The sequence below is a fragment of the Streptomyces olivochromogenes genome (genome assembly GCF_001514115.1).
GTDB lineage: Bacteria > Actinomycetota > Actinomycetes > Streptomycetales > Streptomycetaceae > Streptomyces > Streptomyces olivochromogenes.
This window is the reverse complement of the sequence record NZ_KQ948472.1, coordinates 70,548-96,309: the sequence shown is the minus strand read 5'-3', so window position 1 is coordinate 96,309 and position 25,762 is coordinate 70,548. Positions and strand designations below refer to the sequence as shown.

General features: G+C 70.8%; 27 protein-coding genes. 14 read left to right on the top strand and 13 right to left on the bottom strand.

The genetic code is table 11. The annotated features are described in order from the left end of the window. Positions 1–21: 21 nt before the first annotated feature. Entirely contained in the window at positions 22–1,287 is a 1,266-nt protein-coding gene (locus tag AQJ27_RS40825) for a VWA domain-containing protein (protein ID WP_067380675.1), read from the top strand. Beyond that, positions 1,287–2,102, top strand: coding sequence for a hypothetical protein (locus AQJ27_RS40820; RefSeq protein ID WP_067380672.1), 816 nt, complete (start codon positions 1,287–1,289; stop codon positions 2,100–2,102). Before AQJ27_RS40825 ends, AQJ27_RS40820 begins: the two co-directional genes overlap by 1 nt. A 164-nt stretch (positions 2,103–2,266) precedes the next feature. Here the strand turns inward: AQJ27_RS40820 and AQJ27_RS40815 are convergent, their stop codons facing one another. Together AQJ27_RS40815 and AQJ27_RS40810 are read right to left on the bottom strand one after the other, a co-directional pair. Then, positions 2,267–2,653, bottom strand: a complete 387-nt coding sequence (locus tag AQJ27_RS40815; RefSeq protein ID WP_067380669.1) for a hypothetical protein — start codon at positions 2,651–2,653, stop codon at positions 2,267–2,269. 104 nt (positions 2,654–2,757) lie between these two features. Beyond that, entirely contained in the window at positions 2,758–3,393 is a 636-nt protein-coding gene (locus tag AQJ27_RS40810) for a winged helix-turn-helix transcriptional regulator (RefSeq protein WP_067380666.1), read from the bottom strand. 85 nt (positions 3,394–3,478) lie between these two features. Here AQJ27_RS40810 and AQJ27_RS40805 point away from each other — a divergent pair, with 85 nt between their 5' ends. From AQJ27_RS40805 to AQJ27_RS40790, 4 genes are all read left to right on the top strand, one after another. Then, positions 3,479–4,687, top strand: a complete 1,209-nt coding sequence (locus tag AQJ27_RS40805) for a pyridoxal phosphate-dependent aminotransferase (RefSeq protein ID WP_067380663.1) — start codon at positions 3,479–3,481, stop codon at positions 4,685–4,687. A 90-nt stretch (positions 4,688–4,777) separates the two neighbouring features. After that, positions 4,778–5,377: a histidine phosphatase family protein gene (locus tag AQJ27_RS40800; protein WP_067380659.1), complete on the top strand. Its 600-nt coding sequence runs from the start codon at positions 4,778–4,780 to the stop codon at positions 5,375–5,377. Between the two features lie 144 nt (positions 5,378–5,521). Next, on the top strand, positions 5,522–6,151 hold the full coding sequence (locus AQJ27_RS40795; RefSeq protein ID WP_067380656.1) for a hypothetical protein: 630 nt from the start codon (positions 5,522–5,524) through the stop codon (positions 6,149–6,151). Between the two features lie 80 nt (positions 6,152–6,231). Further along, complete coding sequence (locus AQJ27_RS40790) at positions 6,232–6,654, top strand: acyl-CoA thioesterase (protein ID WP_067380653.1); 423 nt, start codon at positions 6,232–6,234, stop codon at positions 6,652–6,654. A 21-nt stretch (positions 6,655–6,675) separates the two neighbouring features. Here the strand turns inward: AQJ27_RS40790 and AQJ27_RS40785 are convergent, their stop codons facing one another. Next, positions 6,676–7,077 carry a winged helix-turn-helix transcriptional regulator gene (locus tag AQJ27_RS40785; RefSeq protein WP_067380649.1) on the bottom strand — a complete coding sequence of 134 codons (402 nt, stop codon included), beginning with the start codon at positions 7,075–7,077 and terminating at the stop codon, positions 6,676–6,678. Positions 7,078–7,282: 205 nt separating this feature from the next. Here AQJ27_RS40785 and AQJ27_RS40780 point away from each other — a divergent pair, with 205 nt between their 5' ends. After that, a complete protein-coding gene (locus tag AQJ27_RS40780; RefSeq protein WP_201264469.1) occupies positions 7,283–8,776 on the top strand; it encodes an MFS transporter in 1,494 nt (497 codons plus the stop codon). Here the strand turns inward: AQJ27_RS40780 and AQJ27_RS40775 are convergent. Beyond that, entirely contained in the window at positions 8,749–9,603 is an 855-nt protein-coding gene (locus tag AQJ27_RS40775; RefSeq protein WP_067380646.1) for an NAD(P)H-binding protein, read from the bottom strand. The two genes, AQJ27_RS40780 and AQJ27_RS40775, sit on opposite strands and share 28 nt — an antisense overlap. Before the next feature lie 95 nt (positions 9,604–9,698). On the opposite strand from AQJ27_RS40775, the gene AQJ27_RS40770 reads away from it, so the two are divergent. Next, a complete protein-coding gene (locus AQJ27_RS40770; RefSeq protein WP_235613879.1) occupies positions 9,699–10,571 on the top strand; it encodes an AraC family transcriptional regulator in 873 nt (290 codons plus the stop codon). On the opposite strand, the gene AQJ27_RS40765 is transcribed toward AQJ27_RS40770, so the two are convergent. Then, on the bottom strand, positions 10,526–10,759 hold the full coding sequence (locus AQJ27_RS40765; protein ID WP_067380643.1) for a hypothetical protein: 234 nt from the start codon (positions 10,757–10,759) through the stop codon (positions 10,526–10,528). The two genes, AQJ27_RS40770 and AQJ27_RS40765, sit on opposite strands and share 46 nt — an antisense overlap. A gap of 203 nt (positions 10,760–10,962) precedes the next feature. On the opposite strand from AQJ27_RS40765, the gene AQJ27_RS40760 reads away from it, so the two are divergent. Beyond that, positions 10,963–11,775, top strand: a complete 813-nt coding sequence (locus AQJ27_RS40760) for a chitosanase (RefSeq protein ID WP_067380641.1) — start codon at positions 10,963–10,965, stop codon at positions 11,773–11,775. An 87-nt stretch (positions 11,776–11,862) separates the two neighbouring features. Here the strand turns inward: AQJ27_RS40760 and AQJ27_RS40755 are convergent, their stop codons facing one another. The 7 genes from AQJ27_RS40755 to AQJ27_RS40725 all read right to left on the bottom strand — a co-directional run bounded on the left by AQJ27_RS40755 (position 11,863) and on the right by AQJ27_RS40725 (position 17,665). After that, positions 11,863–13,260, bottom strand: coding sequence for a nucleobase:cation symporter-2 family protein (locus tag AQJ27_RS40755; RefSeq protein WP_096240421.1), 1,398 nt, complete (start codon positions 13,258–13,260; stop codon positions 11,863–11,865). A 223-nt stretch (positions 13,261–13,483) separates the two neighbouring features. After that, the gene (locus tag AQJ27_RS40750) at positions 13,484–14,872 is read right to left on the bottom strand and encodes an 8-oxoguanine deaminase (protein WP_067380638.1); all 1,389 of its coding nucleotides are present in this window, start codon (positions 14,870–14,872) and stop codon (positions 13,484–13,486) included. A gap of 179 nt (positions 14,873–15,051) precedes the next feature. Further along, positions 15,052–15,999: a factor-independent urate hydroxylase gene (pucL, locus tag AQJ27_RS40745; RefSeq protein ID WP_067380635.1), complete on the bottom strand. Its 948-nt coding sequence runs from the start codon at positions 15,997–15,999 to the stop codon at positions 15,052–15,054. A 5-nt stretch (positions 16,000–16,004) separates the two neighbouring features. Then, positions 16,005–16,403 carry a hydroxyisourate hydrolase gene (gene uraH / locus AQJ27_RS40740; protein WP_060894368.1) on the bottom strand — a complete coding sequence of 133 codons (399 nt, stop codon included), beginning with the start codon at positions 16,401–16,403 and terminating at the stop codon, positions 16,005–16,007. Next, entirely contained in the window at positions 16,400–16,915 is a 516-nt protein-coding gene (gene uraD, locus AQJ27_RS40735) for a 2-oxo-4-hydroxy-4-carboxy-5-ureidoimidazoline decarboxylase (RefSeq protein ID WP_067380633.1), read from the bottom strand. The genes uraH and uraD overlap by 4 nt, the downstream gene beginning before the upstream one ends. Before the next feature lie 133 nt (positions 16,916–17,048). Beyond that, positions 17,049–17,417 carry a helix-turn-helix domain-containing protein gene (locus AQJ27_RS40730; RefSeq protein WP_067380630.1) on the bottom strand — a complete coding sequence of 123 codons (369 nt, stop codon included), beginning with the start codon at positions 17,415–17,417 and terminating at the stop codon, positions 17,049–17,051. Next, positions 17,414–17,665, bottom strand: coding sequence for a YkoF family thiamine-binding protein (locus AQJ27_RS40725; RefSeq protein WP_054237051.1), 252 nt, complete (start codon positions 17,663–17,665; stop codon positions 17,414–17,416). The genes AQJ27_RS40730 and AQJ27_RS40725 overlap by 4 nt, the downstream gene beginning before the upstream one ends. A 170-nt stretch (positions 17,666–17,835) precedes the next feature. Here AQJ27_RS40725 and AQJ27_RS40720 point away from each other — a divergent pair, with 170 nt between their 5' ends. The 4 genes from AQJ27_RS40720 (at position 17,836) to AQJ27_RS40705 (ending at position 22,492) form a co-directional block, all read left to right on the top strand. Then, on the top strand, positions 17,836–18,693 hold the full coding sequence (locus AQJ27_RS40720) for a TIM barrel protein (RefSeq protein ID WP_067380626.1): 858 nt from the start codon (positions 17,836–17,838) through the stop codon (positions 18,691–18,693). A gap of 44 nt (positions 18,694–18,737) precedes the next feature. Then, on the top strand, positions 18,738–19,664 hold the full coding sequence (locus AQJ27_RS40715) for a 2-hydroxy-3-oxopropionate reductase (protein WP_067380623.1): 927 nt from the start codon (positions 18,738–18,740) through the stop codon (positions 19,662–19,664). A gap of 771 nt (positions 19,665–20,435) precedes the next feature. Further along, positions 20,436–21,893, top strand: coding sequence for a catalase (locus AQJ27_RS40710; RefSeq protein WP_067380620.1), 1,458 nt, complete (start codon positions 20,436–20,438; stop codon positions 21,891–21,893). Between the two features lie 362 nt (positions 21,894–22,255). Beyond that, positions 22,256–22,492, top strand: coding sequence for a hypothetical protein (locus AQJ27_RS40705; protein WP_067380617.1), 237 nt, complete (start codon positions 22,256–22,258; stop codon positions 22,490–22,492). 258 nt (positions 22,493–22,750) lie between these two features. Here the strand turns inward: AQJ27_RS40705 and gcl are convergent, their stop codons facing one another. After that, positions 22,751–24,535: a glyoxylate carboligase gene (gene gcl / locus AQJ27_RS40700; RefSeq protein WP_067380614.1), complete on the bottom strand. Its 1,785-nt coding sequence runs from the start codon at positions 24,533–24,535 to the stop codon at positions 22,751–22,753. 280 nt (positions 24,536–24,815) lie between these two features. Between gcl and AQJ27_RS40695 the strand changes: the two genes are divergently transcribed. Next, positions 24,816–25,703, top strand: coding sequence for a hypothetical protein (locus AQJ27_RS40695; protein WP_067380785.1), 888 nt, complete (start codon positions 24,816–24,818; stop codon positions 25,701–25,703). The last annotated feature ends 59 nt before the right edge of the window (positions 25,704–25,762 follow it).

Genomic DNA, 25,762 nt, shown 5'->3' with positions numbered 1-25,762 from the left:
TTTGCTCCATAGGATCCTGCGATGATCACAAGACAACGGCTGGCGGCAGGAGTCTGCGCCCTGCTCGCCGCCCTGACGGCCGGGATCGCCTTCCCGACCGGAGCGGTCGCCGACGAAACGGCGGAGCAGGCCGCTCCCAAGGTCGAACTCGTGCTGGACGTCAGCGGTTCGATGCGGGCGCGCGACATCGACGGCGGGTCGCGCATGTCCGCGGCGAAGCAGGCGTTCAACGAGGTGCTCGACGCGACACCCGAGGAGGTCCAGCTCGGCATACGGACCCTCGGCGCCAACTACCGCGGCAACGACCGCAAGACGGGCTGCAAGGACACCGCCCAGTTGTACCCGGTGGGCACGCTGGACCGCACGGAGGCGAAGACCGCGGTCGCGACGCTCACGCCCACCGGCTGGACGCCGATCGGTCCCGCGCTGCTCAAGGCGGCCGACGACCTCGACGGCGGCAACGGCACCCGGCGGATCGTGCTGATCAGCGACGGCGAGGACACCTGCCAGCCGCTCGACCCGTGCGAGGTGGCCCGCGAGATCGCCGCCAAGGGCATCGGGCTCACCATCGACACCCTCGGGCTCGTGCCCGACGCCAAGACCCGCGACCAGCTCAGCTGCATCGCGGACGCGACCGGCGGCACGTACACCTCGATCCAGCACAAGGAAGAACTCACCGACCGTGTCGGTCAGTTGGTGGAGCGCGCCGCCGACCCGGTGGTGACGCCGGTCGCCGTGGAAGGCGCCACCGCCTGCACGAGTGCCCCGACGCTGAAGTCCGGGCTGTACACGGACCGCGAGGAGTTCGGGCAGCACCGCTACTACCGCGTGGACGTCAAGCCGGGCCAGGAGCTGCGCGCCTCGGTGAGCGTCGCGGCCGACCGCGAGGTCAACCCGGACTACGGGGTGCTGCTGCGCGCCGTCACCGTGCACGGACGTGAGATCGTGCGTGGCGAGGCGGCGGGCAACGGCCGTACCGACGTCATCTCGACCGGTCTGCGCTATCCCAAGGCCGAGAGCGACGACGAGAACGCCCCCGCCGAGACCGTGTGTCTTCAGGTGTCCAACTCCTTCTCGGCGGCGAGCGGCGTGAAGACCACGCCGGGCATGCCGGTGGAACTGACGGTCGACGTCGTGGACGGGCCGGACCAGGCGAGCGACGTGGCCTCCTTCGGCCTCGGCCGCGGCTGGTGGCTGCTCGGCGCCCTCGTGCTCACCGGCTTCCTGGCGGGTGTGCTGTGGGGCTGGGTCTCGCGCCTGCGGATCGCGGTCTGGAGGACCAACTGATGCGTGTCAGAAGAGTGTTGAGCACCACCCTGCTGCTGCTCGGGATCGCCGCGGCGCCCGCCGCGGCCGACTCCTCGCCCTCCGCGAGCCCCTCGGGCGACAGCGCCGCGCCGACCCAGGCCGGCACGTCGTTCCGTACGGCGACCGAGATCGAGCAGGGCCAGCAGGCGACCGCCAGCGGGTCCACGGGCGACTACCTGTACTGGTCGTTCCCCGCGGACGCCGGGCAGCGGCCCACCGTGAAGGCGACGGTGAAGCTGCCGGAGGCCTCCACGCGGCACGCCGGCCAGACCTGGCAGCTCGACGTCTACGACGGGCTGCGGCGCCGCCAGGCGTGCCAGTACGGGGCGCAGACACGGACGGCGGCGCAGGACGCGGCCTCCGTGGAGCTGGCCTGCACCATGCGCACGGTCCGTTCCTGGTCGGAGACCTGGGCCAACGACCCGCTGCCGGGCACGTACTACGTCCGGCTGACCGTCACCGGGCTGCAGGCCTCGGACCTGGGTCTGCCGGTCGGGGCCGAGGTCAAGGTCGACTCCAAGGACATCGGCGGGTCGGCGGCGGTGGACGGTTCACTGGCGAAGCCGCTGGTGCCGGGCATCGCGACGAGCGCCGGGAAGTCCGACTCCGGCTCCGGTTCGTCGACGGCCGCGCTGTCGTCCATCGAGCCCGACGACGGCTGGGCCTCCGGCTGGTGGTCCGACCGCTGGGTGTGGACCGCGATCGGCGGCATCCTCGCGGCGCTCGCGGGCATCGGCGGGTACGCGTTGACCCGGGGGTCGGGACGGCCTTCCCGGGTGCCGCCGGGTGCGTAGGAACACGTAGGCGTCCGTGACGGCTCCAGGTGCGTAGGCACACGTAGGCGTCCCTGACGGCTCCGTGACGGCGAAGGCCCGCCGTGCCCCCTCGGCACGGCGGGCCTCGTCCCCCGCCCGGGTTCCGGTCCGGTGAGGTGCTGGGGTGGCGAGAGGTGTCCCGGCTACCAGCAGGCCGGGAGCGTGTTGGTCTCGCTGCCGATGGCGGTGTCCTTCATCCAGCCGTACTCCCCGTTGTCGGCCTCGGTCCACTCCCAGCGGTAGGGGTGCGGGCCGCCCACGTACTCGTCCGGGTTGCCCCCGTCGTAACGGCACTCGAACCAGCTGGGGTTCGAGTACATGTGACCGACGATGCGGCTGGAGTCCGGGTAGAACCGGGCCAGGTCCTTGTAGCCGTAGACCGGGGCGCCCGAGCGGTTGTTGCACCACCAGTGGCTCCCGCTGTACCAACAGCCGCTCGCGGCGGACGCGGCAGGCGCGGCGGTGGTCCCGAGGCCGACGGCGAGCGCCGCGGCGCTGAAGAGCACCGCCAGGGGCTTGTTGATACGCATGCGAGCCACCCTGTGGCCGCCGCCCCGCCACCCGCAATGCTTTCGAAGGCGCTGGAAGTGTCTGGCGCGAGCGGCACGCGACGGCTACGGGGACCGTACCGGCGTCACTCCCCGCGCAGCACCTTGGCGAGGGTGCTCTCCCCCGTGACCTCGATCCGTCCCTCGCGCACCGCGTCCAGCACGGTCGAGATCCCGCGGCTCACATCCGTGCAGGTTCCGGTGTCGAGGCTCAGCCGGACGTCCGGCTCCTCCGGGGCAGGCCCGTCCCCGTACGCGGGCCCTTCCTCGGCGCCCAGCCACACATGGAACTCACCCTCGTCCAGGCGGACTTCGACCAGCCCTTCAGCGCCCTCCCCCGCGAGGCCCCGCAGCAGCGGCAGCGCGAACCAGTGCGCCCGTACGGCGTCCGTGGCCCCGCGCTCGCCGAGCGAGGGAGCGCCCCACTCGCCGAGCGCCTGCAGCACGGGCAGCAACTCCCGCCCCCGGCCGGTGAGTTCGTAGACGTACGCGGCGCCCGGCGGCGGCAGTCGGCGTCGGGTCGTCAGTCCGTCGCGCTCCATGTCCTTGAGCCGGGAGGCGAGAACGTCCGTGCTCACGCCCGGCAGATCCGCGTGCAGATCGGTGTAGCGGCGCGGGCCGCCGAGCAGCTCGCGGACGATCAGGAGGGTCCAGCGGTCACCGACGGCGTCGAGCGCTCGGGCCGCGGAACAGTACTGGTCGTAGCTTCGGCGAGGTGACATGCGACGCAGTCTAGACATGTTGTTGGACTTTCCAAGCACTCACTTGGTAAAACCAAGCAACACCACGAACCGGAGGACACAGCGCATGGAGTTCCGGCAGTCGAGCAAGCTCAGCGAGGTCTGTTACGAGATCCGCGGCCCGGTGATCGAGCAGGCCGACGCACTGGAGGCGGCGGGCCACAGCGTGCTGCGCCTCAACACCGGCAACCCCGCGCTCTTCGGTTTCGAGGCACCGGAGGAGATCCTCCAGGACATGATCCGGATGCTGCCGCAGGCGCACGGCTACACCGACTCGCGCGGCATCCTCTCCGCCCGCCGCGCGGTCGCCCAGCGCTACCAGGAACGGGGCCTGGAAGTCGGCGTGGACGACGTCTTCCTCGGCAACGGCGTCTCCGAACTGGTCTCCATGGCGGTCCAGGCGCTGGTGGAGGACGGCGACGAAGTCCTCATCCCCGCCCCGGACTTCCCGCTCTGGACGGCCGTCACGACCCTCGCGGGCGGCAAGGCCGTCCACTACCTCTGCGACGAACAGTCCGACTGGTACCCGGACCTGGCCGACATGGAGTCGAAGATCACCGACCGCACCCGCGCGGTCGTCATCATCAACCCCAACAACCCGACCGGCGCGGTCTACCCCCAGGAGATCATCGAGGGCATCCTCGACCTCGCCCGCAGGCACGGCCTGATGGTCTTCGCTGACGAGATCTACGACCAGATCCTGTACGACGACGCGGTCCACCACTCGGCCGCGGCGCTCGCCCCCGACCTGGTGGTCCTCACCTTCTGCGGTCTGTCCAAGACGTATCGCGTGGCGGGCTTCCGCTCGGGCTGGCTGGTGGTGACGGGCCCCAAGCAGCACGCCCGCAACTACCTGGAAGGCCTGACCATGCTGGCCTCCATGCGACTGTGCCCCAACGCGCCCGCCCAGTACGCCATCCAGGCCGCGCTCGGCGGCCGCCAGTCCATCCACGAACTGACCGCGCCCGGCGGCCGCCTCCACGAACAGCGCAACCGTGTCTGGGAGAAGCTCAACGAGATCCCGGGCGTCTCCTGCGTCAAGCCCAAGGGCGCGCTGTACGCCTTCCCCCGCATCGACCCCGAGGTCCACAAGATCCACGATGACGAGAAGTTCGTCCTGGACCTCCTCCTCCGCGAGAAGATCCAGGTCGTCCAGGGCACCGGCTTCAACTGGCCCCGCCCCGACCACTTCCGCATCCTCACCCTCCCGCACGCCGACGACCTGGACGCGGCGATCAGCCGGATCGGACGGTTCCTGGGCGGGTATCGACAGTAGGGCCGCCGTATGGCGCACTCCGACCTGCGGACCGCAGGGGGCGATGACACCGTACGGGAGGAGTGACAGGACCGGAGAAGGGTGTCGGCCATGGGTGACCTGATCCTCGTGCGGCACGGCGAGACCGAGTGGTCCCTGTCCGGGCGGCACACCGGATCGACCGACATCCCGCTGACGGAGAACGGCCGCGAGCAGGCCAAGCGGCTGGCCCCGCTGGTCGCCTCGCACCACATCGCGGCGGCGTTCGTGAGCCCGATGCAACGGGCGCGGGAGACGGCGCGGCTGGCCGGGGTCGAGGGGGCGCGGGTGGACGCGGACCTGTGCGAGTGGGACTACGGCGGGTACGAAGGGGTCACGACCGTGGAGATCCACCGGACCCGGCCCGACTGGTTCCTGTTCGACGACGGGGTCGCGCCGGGGCCGCCGGAGCATCCCGGGGAGAGCCCGGAGCAGGTCGGGGCACGGGCCGAGCGGATGCTCGCCAAGGTCGACGCGGCGCTCGCCGAGGCGGAGGGCAGTGTCGTCCTCATCTCGCACGGGCACTTTCTGCGGGTGCTGACCGCGCGGCGGCTGGGGCTGCGGGCTTCGGGCGGCGCGTTGTTCCAGCTCGCCACCGGGACGGTGAGCCGGCTGAGCACCGAGCATCGGCGGCATGTCGTGGCCGGCTGGAATGTCAGACCCCCGTCGTAGTCTTCGAGTGGGTTCGGGTGAGCCGGGGACGGGGTTGGCCCAGGGGGATCGTCGTGCCCGGACTGCGGGCCGGTGGGGGCCGTTCGCGCGGTTCCCCGCGCCCTGACGGGGCGCTACGGCCGACATACGGAAAGGGGTGCCGTCATGACACGACCGCCGACCGTCGCGCAGCGGCGTGTCATCGATGCGGCGGACCCGGTCACCGGGCGGCTGAAGGGGACGGACGCGCAGCTCGCCGCGCTGGTGAAACGGGGGCTCGCCTTCCGGCATCCACGGCCGCCGCACGACCACTTCCTGACGCCCGCCGGGCACCGGATACGGGAGACGCCCGAGCCGACTGCGGCGCCTGAGCCTCCCGCCGCCCCCTCCGACTCGGGTGTGTTCACCGCGCGGATCGGCGGCGAGGAGAACGCTACGGGCGGCCCCTCCCGCACGCGCGAGGTGCACAGTGCCTGGCAGGGGCTGCTGGAGCTGCGGCGGATGACCCATCGGGACGGGGCGGTGGACCGCCCGTGCGGATGGGAGCGTACGCATCTGGTGCAGGCCGCCGCGCTCGCCCTGGAGGCCGCCGGGCACCGCCCCGCGGCAGGGGAGGGCCCCGGCTATCGGGTGCGGGCGACTCCGCAGCCGGAGGCGGTCGCCGTGCGCGAGCCGGACGCCGAGGCGCTGCGGGCCTGCGCGGCCACGCTGGAGAAGGCGGGCTGGCAGGTCGGCGAGCACACGGAGCCGCGTACGGGAACGCGGTATGTGCTTGCCTCACCCCGGCGGGCGTGAGGTCCCTCGATCCCCTTCCGCCTCTCAGTAGAGTGGCGTCCGTTCCGGCTGTCGTACACACGATCGAAGAGGGGAATGCCGTGACTGAGCCGTTTTCCGTGCCCGTGACCGTTCGCGGGTACGAGACCGACACCCAGGGTCATCTGAACCAGAGCGTGTATCTGCAGTACGCCGAACACGCCCGCTGGTGCTTACTCGATGCGGCCGGGATAGGCCAGACCGATCTGGTCTCCAAGGGTGTGGGACCGGTGACCCTGGAGACGACGATCCGCTATCTGCGGGAGTTGCGTGCGGGGGACCGGACCGAGGTGACCTGCGTGTTCACCTGGGGTGAGGGCAAGACCTACCGGATCGGGCAGACGATACGGAAGGCGGACGGCACGGTGGCCGCCGAGTTCACCGCGGTGGGTGGGCTGCTGGACCTCAAGGAGCGCAGGCTGGTTGCGGACCCCCGCGTGTACTTCCGCGCGCTGGCCACCGATCCGGGCGTCTTCGGCCTCTGAGCCCACCCCGCGTGGCGCGGTCTACACGTCCAGCAGCTCCGGGCTGTGCTGGGCGTCGTAGGCCGCGCGCGACTCGGCGATCGTGACGCGGTGCCGCTCCGCCCAGTCCGTCAGGGACAGCAGGGTGGCGTGCAACTCGGCGGCCACCGGCGTGAGTTCGTACTCGACCTTGGGCGGGACCGTCGGGTGGACGGTACGGGTGAGGAGTCCGTCGCGCTCCAGATTGCGCAGCGTCAGGGTGAGCATGCGGCGGCTGATGCCGTCGATGCTGCGCTCCAGTTCGGTGAAGCGGATCGGGCCGTGCGCGGCGGCCACGATGATCTGCACGCTCCATTTTCCGGCGACCCTGTCAAGAACCTCGCGGACCGGACATGCCTGCGCGTGCACGACCTGCGGGGTAACACCGGTGTTCCCTTGGGACATTGAGGTGCCTCCTTATGCCGATTTCCATGGTCACTCACGATGTACCCCGTTACAAGTCGTGCACCTATGGAAGCGCGTCGCACACGTGGTCGCATACATGGAGGTCGTCGTCATGCCGTTCCGGACCGAGTCACCGTCCGAGCCGCCGGTCCCCCGACCGTACTCCCGCTGGGCCTCGCTCGTCGTCCTGTGCGCGGGCACCCTGATGACGATCCTGGACGGGAACATCGTCACCGTCGCGATGCCCGCGATCCAGAGTGATCTGGGGTTCTCGGGGCCGGGGCTCGCCTGGGTGGTGAACGCGTATCTGATCCCGTTCGGGGGGCTGTTGCTGCTCGTGGGCCGGCTCGGGGACCTCGTGGGACGCAGGCGGATGTTCGCCGCCGGGCTCGTGGTGTTCACGGCGGCGTCCGTGCTGTGCGGGGTCGCCACCGACCGGGGCCTGCTGGTCGCGGCCCGCGCCCTGCAGGGTGTCGGCGGGGCGATGACCTCGGCCGTCGTCCTCGGCATGCTGGTCGCGCTCTTCCCCGAACCACGTGAACAGGCCCGCGCCATCGCGGTGTTCAGCGCGGTCGGCGCGGCGGGCGGGGCGCTCGGCACCTTCCTCGGCGGGGCGCTGACCCAGACGGTCGGCTGGCACTGGATCTTTCTGATCAACCTGCCGATCGGAGTGGTCGCGTGGCTCGCCGCGATCCGGATCCTCGCCCCGGACCGGGGAGTCGGGCTCGGCAAGGGCGCCGACTATCCGGGCGCGGCACTGGTCACGGGCGCGCTGATGCTGACGGTGTACACGATCGTCGGCGCCGGCGACCGGAATCCGGGGACCACGCTCGCCCTGGCCGTGGTCTCGCTCGGCCTCTACGCCGGCTTCCTCCTGCGTCAGGCGCGGGCCGCCCGTCCGCTGCTGCGGCTGCGGCTCTTCCGCTCCCGCGTGCTGAGCGGCGCCAACGGGGTGCAGATCCTGATGGTCGCGGGGATGTTCGGCTTCCAGTACATCGGTGCGCTCTACCTCCAACGCGTCCTCGGGTACAGCGAGTTGGCCACGGGCGCCGCGTTCCTCCCCGCGCCGATCGCGGTCGGGGTGCTGATGCTGACCCTGTCCGCGCGGACGATCGCCCGGTTCGGTCCGTACCGAGTGCTGCTCGCCGGGCTCGTCCTCATCACCGGAGGCATGGCCCTGCTGAGCCGGGCCCCGGCCGAGGGCTCGTACGTCGCCGACGTACTGCCGGCGATGCTGCTGCTCGCCGCCGGTTTCGCGGCCGCGATGCCCGCGGTGACGGGGCTCGCCATGACGGGCGCCCGGGAGGAGGACGCGGGACTGGCCTCCGGGCTCTTCAACACCACGCAGGTGGTGGGCGGTTCGCTGGGGCTGGCCGTGCTGACGACGCTGGCGGCGAGTCGCACGGAGCGTCTGACCGGCGGGGGTGAGGGGACCGTGGCGGCCCTGGCGGACGGTTACCGGCTCGCGTTCACGGTGGCCACGGGGATCGCGCTGGCGGCCCTGGCCCTGGCGGCGGCGATCCTGCGGCCGGGACGGGGACACGTCCCGCACGTCTCCTCCGCCCCCGCCCCCGCCCTCGAGGAGACACCAGAGCCGGTGCGGACCTCCGCGGAGGAGACTCCCGAAGCGGCGCACGCAGCCGACGCGAAGCCCGCGTCCGAAGCCGGTCGTCAGGTCCGCGCGAAGGCCTCCCCGTGATCACGCGCCCACTGCTCGAAGGTACGCGGGGCACGGCCCAGCACCGCCCGCACATCGTCCGTCACCACCGCGTTGCCGCCGGTACGGACGTACGCGGTGCCCGCCAGCACGCCGTCGGCGTAGGCCTCGGACATCCCCGCCTCGATGAACCGCTCGCGGAGCCGCGCCGCAGGAACGTCCTCGGTGGTGACGGGGCGGCCGAGCACCTGGGCGAGGGTGGCGGCCTGGTCGGCGGTGGTGAGGAGTTCGGGTCCGGTCAGGGTGTGGACGCGGCCCGTGTGACCGGGCGCGAGCAGGGCCTCGGCCGCGACCTCGGAGACATCGCGCGGGTCGACGACACCTTGCGCGCCGGTGCCGGTCGTATCGGGCACCGGGGTGCCGGAGCGGATCGCCTTTCCCCAGCTCAGGGTGTTGGAGGCGAACGACGAGGGGCGCAGGATCGTCCACTCCAAACCGCTTGCCCTGAGGGCTTGTTCGCCGCCGAGGTGCCAGGTGCCTGCGGGGCCCACGGCCGGGTCACCGGTGCCGATGGCCGAGAGCTTGACGACCCTGCGTACGCCCGCCGCACGCGCCGAGTCGACCAGCGCCGCGTCCCGTTCCGTGTCGTCGGGGCCCAGGACGGCCACCGTGAAGAGGGCGCTCGCGCCGGACAGCGCGGCCGCCACGGAGGCGGGCTCCCGGAAGTCGCCGCGGACCGCTTCCACGCCGGGCGGCAACTGCGCGCGGGACGGATCCCTGGTCAGGGCGCGGACCTTCGCGCCGCGGGCCGCGAGCTGTCTCAGGAGTTCACTGCCGATGGTGCCGGTGGCACCGGTCACTAGGATCATGTCCTCACCGTGCCTAGCCGGTACCGCCCGGCTCTAGGAAATTCCGGCACGGTTCCCGGGCCCGGTCGGCGCGCCGGCGCGTCTACCGTGGGAACGTGACCACCACCTCGTACGACGGCCCGGGGCAGGCGAAGCCCGGCGCTGCGAACGCTCTCCACGAGGAGGCCGTGCCGGTCCCCGACGCACTGCGCCCCTGGTTCGCCGACATCGGGCTCACGTCCGTCGCCGGTGATCTGCGCGAGCCCTTCGCGCATGTCCCGGACGCGGCGACGAAGGTGGTGGTGCGCGTCGAGGAGAACGGCCGCCGTGATGTGCTGGTCGTCGGCCCGCGCGCCCGTGCCTCCTACCACGCGGGCAAGCGGCTGGCGTCCTGCGTACAGCTGCGGCTGGGACCGGGGGCGGCGCGCCCGCTGCTCGGCGTGCCGGCGCTCGATCTGGTGGGCGCGGTGGCGCGGCTCGCGGACTTCCCGACGGCCACCGCGCGCGAACTGGCCGTGGAACTCCTGCCGTTGGAGCTGGACGAGGTGGTGGCCCGGCTTGCCGAGACGCTGCCCGGACGGCTGGCACCGGCCGACCGGGCGCGCACCGGGCTGCTGCGGGCGGCGGTGGCGGCGATGTCGACGGACGCGGGTCGACCGCCCGCGGGGGTGGGTGAGTTGGCGCGGCGGCTGTCGGTCAGCGAACGGCAGTTGCGCAAGCTCTTCGCGGACGGTGTCGGTCTCTCCCCCAAGCACTACGCCCGTATCGCCCGCGTCCGCCACGTCCTCACCCGTGCCCGGCAGGCGCCGCGCACGTCGTGGGCCCAACTGGCCGCCGCCAGCGGCTACTACGACCAGTCGCACATGACCGCCGACTTCCGGGCGCTGATGGGTGTGCCGCCCACGTCGTTCTTCACCGGCCGACTGCCGGCCGCGCGGCCGTGTCAGGCGTTGCGGGTCGCTACCGGGACCTGGTTGAAGCCGCAGTAGACCGCGATCAGGCCGTGGGCGGCCGGCGTCAGCGGGGCCGAGACATAGGCGAGGCCGACCGTGGCGGGGTAGGCCGGCGAGCCGAGGGCGAACCGGACGCGGGTGCGGCGGGCGCCGTCCATGTCGACGCGGGCGTCGAAGAGATGGCCGGTGCGGGCGAGGTGCCACCACAGGGCCTGGAAAGCCATCACGTGCCTTCCCCCTTGTGACCGGCCCCGACCAGGGCTGTGCGCTCAGACCGTAGCCCAGCGGCGCCCGGCAGCCGTGGCAGAAGCCTCAACTCGCCCTCGCCGGGCGGGTGTACGCCGCTCGGAATCTCTGGTAGGAAACTTTCCTAACAGTACGTGGACGCAACACTCCCCTCATCGGAGGTACCGTGCACACCCCCCACATGGATCCCCGGCTCCACACCTCACGGCGCACACTGCTCACCCTGATCGGAGCCTCGCTGGTGGCAGGCCCCCTCCTCGCGACCCAGTCCCAGGCCGCCGCCTCCGGCGGCCTGGACGACCCGGCGAAGAAGGAGATCGCGATGAAGCTGGTCTCCAGCGCGGAGAACTCCTCGCTGGACTGGAAGGCGCAGTACAAGTACATCGAGGACATCGGTGACGGGCGCGGCTACACGGCCGGCATCATCGGCTTCTGTTCGGGCACCGGGGACATGCTGGACCTGGTCGAGCTGTACACCCAGCGCAAGCCGGGCAACGTCCTCGCCAAGTACCTGCCCGCCCTGCGCCAGGTGAACGGCGGCGACTCGCACCAGGGCCTGGACCCCGGCTTCCCCGCCGACTGGCGCAAGGCCGCCCAGGACTCGGCGTTCCAGCAGGCCCAGAACGACGAGCGCGACCGTGTCTACTTCAACCCCGCCGTCGCCCAGGGCAAGACCGACGGCATCGGCGTCCTCGGCCAGTTCACCTACTACGACGCCATCGTGATGCACGGCGACGGCGGCGACAGCACCAGCTTCAGCAACATCCGCAGGCGCGCCCTGGCCAAGGCCAAGCCGCCGGCCCAGGGTGGCAACGAAGTGACGTATCTGAACGCCTTCCTCGACGCGCGCGTCTGGGCGATGAAGCAGGAGGAGGCCCACTCCGACACGACCCGCGTCGACACCGAACAGCGCGTGTTCCTGCAAAAGCGGAACCTGAACCTCGATCCGCCACTGGACTGGAAGGTGTACGGGGACAGCTACCACATCGGCTGAGACCGAGACCCGCACTCCGGGGTGCGGATCATCCGGCCCCCGGGGTGCGGATCATCCGGCCCCGGGGTGCGGATCCCGACCGGACCGCTACGCGCCCACCACCGCGGGGCCGGGACCGGTGCGCCTGTCCGCGATCTCCTCGCCCGGCTCCATCGGAGCCGTGACCTCGTCGTCGTCCCGGTTTCGGCCCAGGTGGTTGAAGACGAGGTTGAGCAGGACGGCCGCCACGCACCCCGTGGAGATCCCCGAGTCAAGGACGATCCGCGCGGTCTGGGGGAACGCGTGGTAGAAGTCCGGCGCGGTGATCGGGATGATCCCGACGGCCAGCGACACGGCGACGATCAGGACGTTGTTGTCCTTCTCCAGGCCGGCCCTGACCAGGGTCTGGATGCCGCTGGCCGCGACCGAGCCGAACAGGACGACGCCCGCCCCGCCGAGGACCGGGCGCGGTACGACGGCGATCAGCGACGCGGCCATCGGGCACAGGCCCATCAGCACCAGGAAACCGCCGCCGGTGGCGACGACGTACCGGCTGCGGATCCGCGTCATCGCGACCAGCCCGATGTTCTGCGCGAAGGCGCTGCACATGAAGCCGTTGAAGAGCGGGCTGAGGGCCGAGCCGAGGGTGTCCGCGCGCAGGCCCGCCGCGATGGTCCGCTCGTCGGCCGGACGCTCGACGATCTCGCCCAACGCCAGCATGTCCGCGGTCGATTCGGTCATCGAGACCACCATGACCACGCACAGCGAGAGGATCGCGGCGAGCTGGAACTGCGGTGCGCCGAAGTGGAACGGCGTCGGGAAGCCGACCACGTCCGCGTCGGTCACCGGACCGAAGTCCGTGACACCGAACGGGATCGCCACCAGCGTGCCGATGACCAGGCCGAGCAGCACGGCGATCTGCTTGACGAAACCGCGGGTGAAGCGGCGCAGCAGCAGCACGAGCACGAGCGTGGCCGCCGCGAGGCCCAGGTAGGTCGGCGAACCGTAGTCGTGCGCCGCGGGATCGGGTCCCTGCGCCCAGCCGAAGGCGACCGGCAGCAGCGAGACACCTATGAGGGTGATGACGGTGCCGGTGACGACGGGCGGGAAGAAGCGGACGGCCTTGCTGAAGAAGGGGGCCGCCACGAAGCCCAGGACGCCGGCGACCATCACCGCGCCGAAGATGATCGGCAGGGCGTCGGACCTGTCCTTGGTGGAGGCGACGACGGCGGTCATGGGGGCGACGCCCGCGAAGGTGACGCCGTTGACGAACGGCAGCCGCGCTCCGATCTTCCAGAAGCCGAGGGTCTGGAGGAAGGTGGCGAGGCCCGCGGTGAACAGGCAGGCGCCGGTGAGGAAGGTCAGCTCGGTGGGGGACAGACCGACGGCGGCGCCGACGATCAGGGGTGGGGCGACGACTCCCGCGTACATGGCGGCCACGTGTTGCAGGCCCGTGGTGGCCATCTTGAGTGCGGGCAGTTTCTCGTCGACGGGGTGGGCGGTCACGGCGGCTCCTCCGGGCGGGTAACACGTCGGCTCTGACGTGGGTTTCAGGAGGTGGTGCGCGGTCGTGCGGGACCGGGGGACGGAACGCCTCAAAAGGGGCGAGGGAGACCGTTCCGGGGCGCGCACGTGCATGCACGCCCCGGAGACGGCCGCCATGGACCCCGCTCGGGTCCACGGCTACCGGCCGAGGGCCGTCCCCCTCGGCCGGAGTTCTTTCGGTGGGTCAGGCCCCCGCGGCGATCCGCGCGAGGCGCTGTGCCTCCGCCCGCGTGGCGCGGGCGATGTCGTCCTCGTCGACGTGCAGCAGCCGGCCGTTCTCCACCACCGGCTCACCGCCCACGAGCGAGAGCGTGACCGGGGCCGCCGCGCCGAAGACCAGCGCGGTCACCGGGTCGGCGATCGAGGCGTGCGCGAGGGTGTCCAGCTTCCACAGCACGAGGTCGGCGAGCTTGCCCGGCTCCAGGGAACCGATCTCCGCCGCCCTGCCCAGGACCTGGGCGCCGCCGTAGGTGCCCAGGCGCAGCGCCTGACGGGCGTTCAGGGCGGCTTCCCGGTGGGCGCCGAGGCGGTTGATGAGGAGGGCGTTGCGCAGTTCGGTGTGGAGTTCGCCGGACTCGTTGGAGGCGGTGCCGTCGACGCCGAGGCCGACCGGGACACCGGCCGCGAGCATGTCCGGGACGCGGGCGATGCCGGCCGCGAGTCGGGCGTTGGACGAGGGACAGTGGGCGACACCGGTCTTCGTACGGGCGAAGGCGGCGATGTCGGAGTCGTTCATGTGGACGCAGTGCGCCATCCACACGTCCTCGCCGAGCCAGCCGGTGGACTCGAAGTACTCGGTCGGGCCCATGCCGAACAGCTCCTTGCAGAACTGCTCCTCCTCCACGGTCTCCGAGCCGTGCGTATGCAGTCGTACGCCCTTGCGGCGGGCCAACTCGGCGCCCTGACGCATGAGTTCGGTGGAGACCGAGAAGGGCGAGCAGGGCGCGACGGCCACCTGGGTCATGGCACCGAAGGAGGGGTCGTGGTGCTCGTCGACGGTCGCCTCGGTGGCGGCGAGGGCGCCTTCGAGGGTCTCGACGGCGAAGTCCGGCGGCAGCCCGCCGTCCTTCTCGCTGCGGTCCATGGAGCCGCGGGCGAGGGTGAAGCGGACGCCCATCTCGCGGGCGGCCCGGATGACGGCGCCGGACAGGTCGCCGGAGCCCTGCGGGAAGACGTAGTGGTGGTCCATGGCGGTGGTGACACCGCCGCGGGCCATCATGGCGAGGGAGCCCTGCGCGGCGGCGGAGACCATCGGCTCGTCGATGCGCGCCCAGGTCGGGTAGAGCGCGACGAGCCAGTTGAAGAGGTTGTGGTCGGTGGCCAGGCCGCGGGTGATCCACTGGTAGAAGTGGTGGTGGGTGTTGACCAGGCCGGGGGTCACGAGGTGGCCCGTGGCGTCGATACGGCGTACGACGTTCTCCAGGCCCTCCGGGGCCCTGCCCGCGCCGAGCGACTCGATGCGGTGGTCCGCGACGACGACATGGCCCGATGCGTGCTCGGTGTCGCCCGCGTCCACCGTCGCGATCGCACAGTTCTCGATGACGATGCGCTGGACTTCTGCCGATGCTGCCATGGTGCGTCCTTCTTCGTTTCGAGGGGTGGGCACGGCAGGACCCTAGGAGGTTTGAGTGCCGCGGCGGTCGATGCCACGGGTGCCGAAGGAGGGGCCTTCGCCAAGGCCTCGGAGGTTGGCCGGAGGCTGGTACGGAAGTGGGCTTGGAGGCCGGCTCGGAGGCCGGCTTGGAGGCCGGCTCAGAGGTTGGTGAGGTCCACCGGGATGTGCGGCTCGCAGCCGTCGCGCAGGATGGTGGCCTCGATCAGTCCGTAGGGCCGGTCGGCCGCGAAGTACACCTCGTTGTCGTTCTCGAGCCCGAACGGCCCCAGGTCGACGAGGAAATGGTGCTTGTTGGGAAGGGAGAAGCGGACCTCGTCGATCTCGCTGCGGTTCTCGATGATCCGCGAGCCCATCTGGTACAGGGTCTGCTGCAGCGACAGGGAGTAGGTCTCCGCGAAGGCCTGGAGCATGTGCTTCCTGACCTGGTCGTAGGACTTCTCCCAGTTGGGCATCTTCTGCTCGTCGCCGGTCCAGTTGAAGCGCCAGCGGCCGGAGACCTGGGTGGCCAGGATGCGGTCGTACGCCTCGGGGAGCGTCGTGTACTTGTCCTTGACGTAGCCCCAGAACTCGGAGTTCGTCGAGTTCATCACGACGAGGTCCTTCAGCCCCGAGATGACCTCCCACGACGAGCCGTCATAGGTGATCTGGGTGACCCGGGTCTCCTGGCCCTTGCGCACGAAGGAGTGCTTGACGTCGTCGGCACCGATGAACCTGGAGTTGGCGTCGGAGGTCTCGATGCGCTCCCAGGCGTACTCCTCGATGCGGATGCGCGCGGTCCTGATCGGCTCCTGCGAGGTCACGAAGTGCCGGGCGAGGTGGATGCCGAACTGTTCGGCGGACTCGATGCCGTACTCCTTGGCGAAGGCGTACACCGTGTTCTTGGTGGTGTCCGTCGGCAGGACGTTCGCGTTGGAGCCCGAGTAGTGGACCTCTTCCATGTCGCCGCTCAGCGCCACGGACACGTTCAGGTCCTTGATGTGGTGCGTCGCGCCGTCGCGGGTGATCTTCACTACGCGGTTCTCGGCCTTGCCGTACTGGTTCTGTCCCAGCATCACAGGGCGGCCGCGGTGGGAATTGTCAGTCATTTCTGCTAGCTCCCTCGGTAAACGGAGTAGCCGAACGGGTTGAGCAGCAGCGGTACGTGGTAGTGCTCGCCCGGCCTGACGGCGAAGGTGATCGTCACCTCGGGGAAGAACACTCCGCTCGCACCGCTGTCCCGATTCGCGGGGGCGTCCTGCTGCGCATCGGCTTGCTTCTTCTCGAAGTACGCCTCGACCTCGAAGTCGAGCCGTACGTGGGTCGTCCCCTCCGGCAGCGCCGGGAGGTCCTTGCACCGCCCGTCCGCGTCGGTCGCGGAGCCTCCGAGCTCCCGCCAGTCCGCCGTGCGGCCGCCACGGGCCGCGAGCCGGACGGCGACGCCCTCGGCGGGGCGTCCGACGCTGGTGTCCAGGATGTGCGTGGACACGGATGCGGTGGTGTCGGTGCTCATACGTTCTCCTCCTCCACGAGACGGGTCAGCCGGATGCGGTTGATCTTGCCCAGTTCGGAGCGCACGATCTCGCGCTCCTGCTCGGGCGAGTTGCCGATCCGTTCCTTGACCGCGTCGCGCATCTGCTCGCCGGTCCGGCCGGTGGCGCAGATCAGGAAGACATGGCCGAACCTCTCCTGGTACGCCAGGTTCAGTTCGAGCATCTCCTCCTTGAGCTCCGCGGAGGCGCCGGCCATGCCGCGCTGCTCCCGGGAGGAGGTGGGGTCCCCGGGCTTCGGCCGCCCGATCGGCGGGTGCCCCGCCATCGCCTCCGCGAGGTCCTCGGCGGTCAGCTCGGCCATGGCGGCGTCGCTCGCGGCGAAGAGGTCGTCGGGGGTGGCATACGGGCGGCGGGCGAGCAGGGTGCGCACCCAGGCCGTCGAGGCGCACGCCTCGTGGAGGGCGGCGTGGGCCGCGTGCTCCTCCAGGGCATTGAACCGGGCGAGACCGCCGGGTGTCGTACTCGAAGTCACGGGAAGCCTCCGTGGCCTTGTGCTGGACGGGCTGCGGCTAGCTAACGCCCTCGGAAACACCACGTCAACACTTTGTTGAAAAATCGAGGTAACAACCGACGTCCCGCGCGAGGCGACCACCGACGCCCGGCGCTCAGGCCTCCTTCTCGCGGTTCAGGTAGTTGTAGACGGTGAAGCGGCTGACACCCAGCGCGCTCGCCACCGTCTCCACGCCGTGCCGCACCGAGAAGGCCCCGCGGGCCTCGAGCACCCGTACGACCTCCTGCTTGGACTTGCGGTCGAGGTCGGCCAGCGGCTTGCCCTGCTTGCGCTCCAGGGCCGCCAGGATGTGATCGAGCGAGTCGGCCAATTGCGGCAGCCGTACGGCGACCACGTCCGCACCCTCCCAGGAGAGCACGACGTCGTCGGGGCCGGCCTCGTCGGGCGCCACCATCTCGCCCCCCATGGCGTCGACCAGCGGCTTGACCGCCGCGATGAAGGGGTCCTCTCCGATACCGGTCACTTATCGCCCTCCCCGACCGCGTTCACCTGCAGCGAGACCCTGGTGGCACCGGCCGCCAGAGCCCGGCGCAGCAGCGCGTCGACCGCGGTGAGCACCGCGTCCGCGTCCCCCTCGGCGGTGTTGCCGAACGGGCCCACGTCCACGGCGTCCAGTTCGGCCGCCTCGATGACCTCGCGGGCGACCAACGCGTGCGGGGGCGCCTCGTCGAGGTCGAAGGGCTCGGTCGTGAACTCCACTCTCAATCGCACGCGCTCAACCTACTGCGCGGTGCCGATTTTCCGGGAGCCCCCTCTTGACAAGCCTCGACGCCCGACGGCAGTCTTCCATTAAGCAGAAAGTAACTTCCGCAATACGGAATTCATTGACGTCTCGACTCTCGCCGCCGAACGTCTCGACACGGAAGGGAGCGCCGAGCCACATGCCGGGTTCCGAATGGGGCACAGCCACCGAGCAACGCTTCAACGTCAACCTGTCGATCCTCTTCACCGAACTCCCGCTCCTGGAGCGCCCCGCGGCCGCCGCCGCGGCCGGCTTCACCGCGGTCGAGCTGTGGTGGCCCTGGGTCGACTCCCCCACCCCCGAGCGGTCCCAACTCGACGCCTTGAAGAAGGCCATCGAGGACGCGGGCGTCCAGCTCACGGGGCTGAACTTCTACGCCGGACAGCTGCCCGGTCCCGACCGGGGCGCGCTGTCGATCCCCGGCGTGGAGTCGGAGCGGTTCCGCGCCAACATCGACGTGGCGGCCGACTTCGCGCGGTCGGTGGGCTGCAAGGCCCTCAACGCGCTGTACGGCAACCGTGTCGAGGGCGTGGAGGCGGCCGAGCAGGACGCGCTCGCGCTGGAGAACCTGGTCCTCGCGGCCCGGGCCGCCGACCGGATCGGCGCGATCCTCCTGATCGAGACCCTCAACCAGCCCGAGTCACCGCTCTATCCCCTGGTGAGCGCCCCGGCGGGAGTCGCCGTCGTCGACAGGGTCAACGAGGCGACCGGCCTCGGCAACGCCAGGTTCCTCATGGACCTGTACCACCTGTCCATGAACGGCGAGGACCTGCCGTCGGTGATCGAGCGGTACGCCGCGAAGACCGGCCACGTGCAGATCGCCGACAACCCCGGGCGCGGCGCCCCGGGCACCGGGACCCTGTCCCTGGAGGACCTGCTCGGCCGGCTGCGGAAGGCCGGTTACGAGGGCTGGGTCGGCCTGGAGTACAAGCCGGGCGACCGTCCGAGCGCGGCGGCCTTCGACTGGCTGCCGGCCGAGGCCCGAGCCGCCCGCTGAGCGGCAACTCATCGACGTATCAGAGCAGTCAGAGAGGCACCCTCATGAGCAGCACTCTTGCAGATTCTTCCCGCCCTAACCGTCCGGCCCGCCCGGCGGTCGCCTGGATCGGTCTCGGCATCATGGGTTCCCCCATGTCGGAGAACCTGGTCAAGGCCGGGTACGACGTCACCGGGTTCACGCTGGAGCAGGACAAGCTGGAGCGCCTCGCCGCCGCGGGCGGTACGGCCGCCGGTTCGATCGCCGAGGCCGTGCGGGACGCCGACGTGGTGATCACGATGGTGCCCGCCTCCCCGCAGGTCGAGGCCATCGCGTACGGCCCCGACGGCATCCTGGCGAACGCGAGGTCCGGCGCGCTGCTGATCGACATGTCGTCGATCACCCCGCAGACCTCGGTGGACCTCGCGAAGGCGGCCGCCGCGAAGGGGATCCGGGTTCTGGACGCTCCCGTGTCCGGCGGCGAGGCCGGGGCGATCGAGGCCGTGCTGTCGATCATGGTCGGCGGCGAGCAGGCCGACTTCGACGAGGCCGAGCCGCTCTTCGAGGCGCTCGGCAAGACGATCGTGCTCTGCGGTCCGCATGGCTCCGGCCAGACGGTGAAGGCCGCGAACCAGCTGATCGTCGCCGTGAACATCCAGGCGTGCGCCGAGGCCGTGGTCTTCCTGGAGAAGTCCGGGGTGGACCTGAAGGCCGCGCTCGACGTCCTGGGCGGCGGTCTTGCCGGCTCCACCGTACTGACGCGGAAGAAGGACAACTTCCTGAACCGCGACTTCAAGCCCGGCTTCCGTATCGACCTGCACCACAAGGACATGGGCATCGTCACGGACGCCGCCCGCACGGTCGGCGCCGCGCTGCCGGTCGGTGCCGTGGTCGCCCAGCTCGTCGCCTCCCTGCGCGCCCAGGGCGACGGCGGCCTCGACCACTCGGCCCTCCTCCGCTCCGTGGAACGCCTCTCAGGCGCCCACCTCTGACACGCCCCGTCACTCCAGGCACAACCCTGACGCCCTCGACGACGACCCTGATCCCTCGGGCACAACCCTGATCCCTCGGGCACAACCCTGATCCCTCGGGCACAACCCTGATCCCTCGGCCGCGGCCATGGCGCCTCGCGCGCGAACGGATGTGCCAAGCGCGGCCGGATGCGTCGGCCGCAGACCTGAGACACGCGGGGCGAAGCGCTGACACCTCGGGCGCGGCTCGATGCGTCAAGCGCCGTCCTGGCGCGAGGGGCCCAGCCCCGACGCAGCAGGCAAGGCCCGTACGTCGGGCGCGACCTGACGGCGTCGGGCGCAGCCCCGGTACACCGGGCACGGCCCCGATATCCCGGGCGCAGCCTGACGGCGTTGGGCACAACCCCGGCACCTCGGGCACAGCCCCGACCCAGCGGGCGCAGCCCGTACGTCGGGCGCGACCTGACGGAGTCGGGCACAGCCCCGGTGCACCGGGCGCAGCCCCGGCACCCCGGGCGCGGCCTGATGCGTCGGACGCAGCCCCGCCATGTCGGGCGCAGCCTCGATGTGTCGAGGGCGGACTCGATGGGGCGGGCGCAGCCCCGAGGGCTTCGGGGTGGTTCTGAGACTTCCGGGTGGTGTCGTCGCTGACACCTGTCCTGTCGCGCCCAAGCGGCGGCGCCACCCGGAACCCAACCCATTTCAACAAACTGTTGACGTTCGGAACGCCCCAAACCTAGGCTCCACAAAGCGGAAGTCGGTTTCCGCTGCCCCTCGCATGGAAGGTCCACGATGTCGAAGCGCGTGCTTACGACCGAGTCCGGTGCTCCGGTCGCCGACAACCAGAACTCAGCCACCGCCGGCGCGGGCGGCCCGCTCCTCCTCCAGGACCAGCACCTCCTGGAGAAGCTCGCGCGGTTCAACCGCGAGCGCATCCCGGAGCGCGTGGTGCACGCCCGCGGCTCCGGCGCGTACGGCCACTTCGAGGTCACGGACGACGTCACCGGCTTCACCCACGCCGACTTCCTGAACACGGTCGGCAAGCGCACCGAGGTCTTCCTGCGCTTCTCCACCGTGGCCGACAACCTGGGCGGCGCGGACGCGGTCCGCGACCCGCGCGGGTTCGCGGTCAAGTTCTACACGGAGGAGGGGAATTACGACCTCGTCGGGAACAACACCCCGGTCTTCTTCATCAAGGACCCGCTCAAGTTCCCCGACTTCATCCACTCCCAGAAGCGCGACCCGTTCACCGGCAAGCAGGAGCCGGACAACGTCTGGGACTTCTGGGCGCACGCCCCCGAGGCCACGCACCAGGTGACCTGGCTGATGGGCGACCGCGGCATCCCGGCCTCGTACCGGCACATGAACGGCTACGGCTCGCACACCTACCAGTGGACGAACGCCGAGGGTGAGTCCTTCTTCGTCAAGTACCACTTCAAGACGAACCAGGGCGTCCGCAGCCTCTCCACCGAGCAGGCGCAGGAGATCGCGGGCAAGGACCCGAACTCCCACCAGACGGACCTGCTCCAGGCGATCGAGCGGGGCGTGCGCCCGTCCTGGACCCTCCACGTCCAGATCATGCCCGCGGCCGAGGCGGCGGACTACCGCTTCAACCCCTTCGACCTCACCAAGGTGTGGCCGCACACGGACTTCCCGCTCCAGCGCGTGGGCCGGCTGGTCCTGGACCGCAACCCCGACAACGTCTTCGCCGAGGTCGAGCAGGCCGCGTTCGCCCCGAACAACTTCGTTCCGGGCATCGGCCCCTCCCCCGACAAGATGCTCCAGGGCCGGCTGTTCGCCTACGCCGACGCCCACCGCTACCGCCTCGGCGTCAACCACACCCAGCTCGCGGTGAACGCGCCGAAGGCCACGACCGCGGACAACTACGGCCGCGACGGCTTCATGGCGTCCAACGCGCAGGGCCGCGCCGCCAAGAACTACGAGCCGAACTCCTACGGCGGCCCGGCCGAGACCGGCCGCCCGCTGTCGGCCCCGCTGGCCGTCACCGGCTGGACCGGCACTCACGAGGCTCCCCTCCACACCAAGGACGACGACTTCTTCCAGGCCGGCGAGCTCTACCGCCTGATGTCGGCCGAGGAGCGGTCCCGGCTGATCGCCAACATCGCCGGCGGCCTCGCGCAGGTCTCCCGCGACGACGTCGTCGAGAAGAACCTCGCCCACTTCCACGCCGCCGACCCGGAGTACGGCCGGCGCGTGGCGGAAGCGGTCCACGCCCTGCGCGAGGACTGACCCCCTGACCGCGTCACCGGGCCAGACGGGAGGTCGGCCCGGTGACGCGCGGCCCGCGAGGACCCGAGCGACCCGGATGAGGGGTGGTCGCCGGTGGCACGCGGGCACGACGAGGACCGCGGCGGAGGTGAGCCAGTGCGGTGGTGAAGGTCCCGGGACCCCCTTCTCGACCTGAGGGAAGGCCGGCCCCGGTTCCGTCGCGGCCGCCGCGGTCCCCGTCACACACCGAGCGAGACACACCGAGCGAGGCGCCGGGTACGGACTCCGTACCCGGCGCCTCGGCGTGCTCCCGGGGTGCTCCCGGCGCGGTCCCGGCGTGCTCCCGGGGTGCGGAGTCGGCCGGAGCACAGCAGCCTGAAAGCATGGACTATCCCAGCATCGTCGTGCACGCCCCGGCACTGGACGGCTCACGACGGGTCACCACGGGGGACGAGACGCTCGGTGTCGCCTATCACCTCGACGACGTCGTCGAGATCCTGCGGCGGGCCGAGGTCGACCTGGACGAGATCGAGGTCGACAAGAGCGACATCATCGACTGGCAGGGCGGCGGCCCCGACCACTGGCCGGGATTCGAGGAGCTCGAGCTCCCGGAGGACTGAGAACACGCCTCCGACACGTACTCCAGTGGACGTACGCCGGATACGCAACCCTCAAATCAAGCTCTGAACACGGCTCCGGGGGCTTCAACTCACCCCGGTGGTGGGCACATTCTCGGCACACGAGGCCCGCCGGCACGGGGGCGGCGGGCCTCGTGACGGGGGTACGGGGGAACACGGGGGAACAGCACGAGGGGCGGCTCACCCAAACGGTGAACCGCCCCTGGTACGTGCGCGACCGGTACGCGAGGAACGCGTACGTCAGACCTTCAGCGTCCTGATGGACGTGGGCGCGTGGCCCGGCTCGGTCGCGATCTCCTCGAACTCCACGACGTTGCCGATGTCGTTCGTCGTGGACATCGAGATGTTGGTGACGCGCTCCAGGATCGCCTCGACGACGACCGGCACCCGGTACTCGGCGGCGAGCTTCTTGGCCTGCTCGAAGGCGGCGCCCAGCTCGGCCGGGTCGGTGACGCGGATCGCCTTGCAGCCGAGGCCCTCGACGACCTTGACGTGGTCGACGCCGTAGACGCCGAGCTCGGGCGAGTTGATGTTCTCGAACTCCAGCTTGACCTGGAAGTCGATGTCGAAGGCTCGCTGCGCCTGGCGGATCAGGCCCAGGTAGGCGTTGTTGACCAGGACGTGGACGTACGGGATCCGGTGCTGGGCGCCGACGGCCAGCTCCTCGATCATGAACTGGAAGTCGTAGTCGCCGGAGAGGGCGACGACGGAGGCCTCGGGGTCGGCCTTGGCGACGCCCAGCGCGGCCGGGATCGTCCAGCCGAGCGGTCCCGCCTGGCCGCAGTTGATCCAGTGCCGGGGCCGGTAGACGTGCAGCATCTGGGCGCCGGCGATCTGCGAGAGGCCGATGGTGGAGACGTACCGGGTCTCCGGGCCGAAGGCCTTGTTCATCTCCTCGTAGACGCGCTGCGGCTTGATCGGGATGTCGTCGAAGTGTGTACGGCGCTGGAGGGTCGCCCTGCGCTCCTGGGCGGAGGCGGCCCACGCGGAGCGGTCCGGCAGCCTGCCCTCGGCCCTGAGTTCCTTCGCCACCTGGACGAACAGTTCGAGCGCGGCCTTCGCGTCGGAGGCGATGCCGTAGTCCGGGGCGAAGATCTTGCCGATCTGGGTGGGCTCGATGTCGACGTGGACGAAGGTGCGGCCCGCGGTGTAGACGTCCAGCTTGCCGGTGTGGCGGTTGGCCCAGCGGTTGCCGATGCCGAGGACGAAGTCGGACTCCAGGAAGGTCGCGTTGCCGTAGCGGTGCGAGGTCTGCAGGCCCACCATGCCGGCGTTCAGCTCGTGGTCGTCGGGCAGGACGCCCCAGCCCATCAGGGTGGGGACGACCGGGATGCCCGTCAACTCGGCGAATTCCACGAGGAGTTCGCCGGCATCGGCGTTGATGACACCGCCGCCGGCGACGATCAGCGGCCGCTCGGACTCGTTCAGCAGCCCGATCGCCTTCTCGATCTGGGCGCGGGTGGCGGCGGGCTTGTACGCCTGGAGCGGCTCGTACGTCTCCGGGTCGAACTCGATCTCGGTGAGCTGGACGTCGACGGGCAGGTCGATGAGGACAGGTCCCGGACGGCCGGAGCGCATGAGGTGGAAGGCCTGCTGGAAGACGCCGGGGACCTGGGCCGCCTCCAGCACGGTGACCGCCATCTTGGTCACCGGCTTCGCGATCGAGGCGATGTCGACGGCCTGGAAGTCCTCTTTGTGGATCACGGCGGTCGGCGCCTGCCCCGTGATGCACAGGATCGGGATCGAGTCGCCGATCGCGGAGTAGAGGCCGGTGATCATGTCGGTGCCGGCGGGTCCCGACGTACCGATGCAGACGCCGATGTTGCCCGGGTGGGTGCGGGTGTAGCCCTCCGCCATGTGCGAGGCGCCCTCGACATGGCGGGCGAGGGTGTGGCTGATCCCCCCGGCGGCCTTGAGGGCCGCATAGAAGGGGTTGATCGCCGCGCCCGGGACGCCGAACGCGTCGCTGACGCCCTCGCGCTTGAGGATCTCGACTGCCGCGCGGGCAGCGGTCATACGAGCCATGGAGTACTCCTGCTTCGGCTGTCGGATTCGCGCTCCCGTCGCGCCCCTCGGAGAGCTGGTGATTCCTGGTGATTCCGCAGTGCGGTAATTCCATATTGCGGAAACTAACTTCTACTATCTGGAAGTAATGTAGGTGGCGTGCCGAAGAGCGTCAAGGGTGCGCAGCCGGCTGGATCCGCAGGAGGGAAGGGCGGAGGTTGTCGGAGCGTTTGGCTGCCGCGGGCCGCCCGCCTGGAGGACGATGGACACGCTGTCCCGACGTGACGTCCTGGAGTGGGCCATGGCCGAGAGCGTGCCGGTGCGGTGTCCGGCCTGCCGTCGCGAGCATCTCTTTGCCGCGCCGTCGTACCCGTGCGTGTGCGGCGCCCCCGTCACGCCCCCGCTCGACCTCCTCGCCGATCCCGCGCCGGTCACCCACCGCACCTGGGACGAGGACTGGGTCACGGTCCCCTGCGACACCTGCGGGCGCGCGGACCAGTGGCCCCATCCGGAACTGGGCTGCCCCTGCGGAGCCATGCTGCGGATTCCGGTACGAGGGGTACGGCGCCCCCTGCGCGCGGAGGTCGTGCCGGGCACCGGCGCCCCCGCGGACCTGGAGACGGAACCGGAACCTGAGGCGGCACCGCACACCCCCGAGCCACCGTCCCTCGACACCGCCGGGTCGCCGCCCTTCGACACCGCCGGGTCGCCGCCCCTCGGTACCGCAGGGTCGTCACCCGCCCCCGCCACGCCGGGCAGCCCTCTCATCCCCGACCACGTCCCGCTGCCCCGCACCACCCCGACACCGCGCCCGGTGTTCCAGCCGGTGACCATCCGCACCGCCCGGGACGCCGTCACGGCGGCCGCGCTGTATCTGCGGTGGCTCGGCTACCGCGACATCCGCAGGGCGGACCAGCGCCCGCCCTCGGGCATCGGACTCGCCGCCCGCGGCATGCTGGCGCAGGTGGACCCCACCGTCCGTCCGGCCACACTGCGCGACGTGGAGTGCCTGTGGCTGACGGCCATGTCGGAGTCCACGGGATGCGTCTACTTCTCCCTGGCCGGGTACGCGGACGACGCCCGCGGCCGCGCCGACGCCCTCGGGATCCCCCTCTTCGTGCTCGACCTCACGGGCACCCCCCAGCCGGTGAACACCCACGCCGACGAACTCCTCGCCACCGGGGCCTGAACACCGGCACGCGGGCCTGCACCCCGGCGTGGGGCCAGAACACCGGCAGGGGGAAGCGT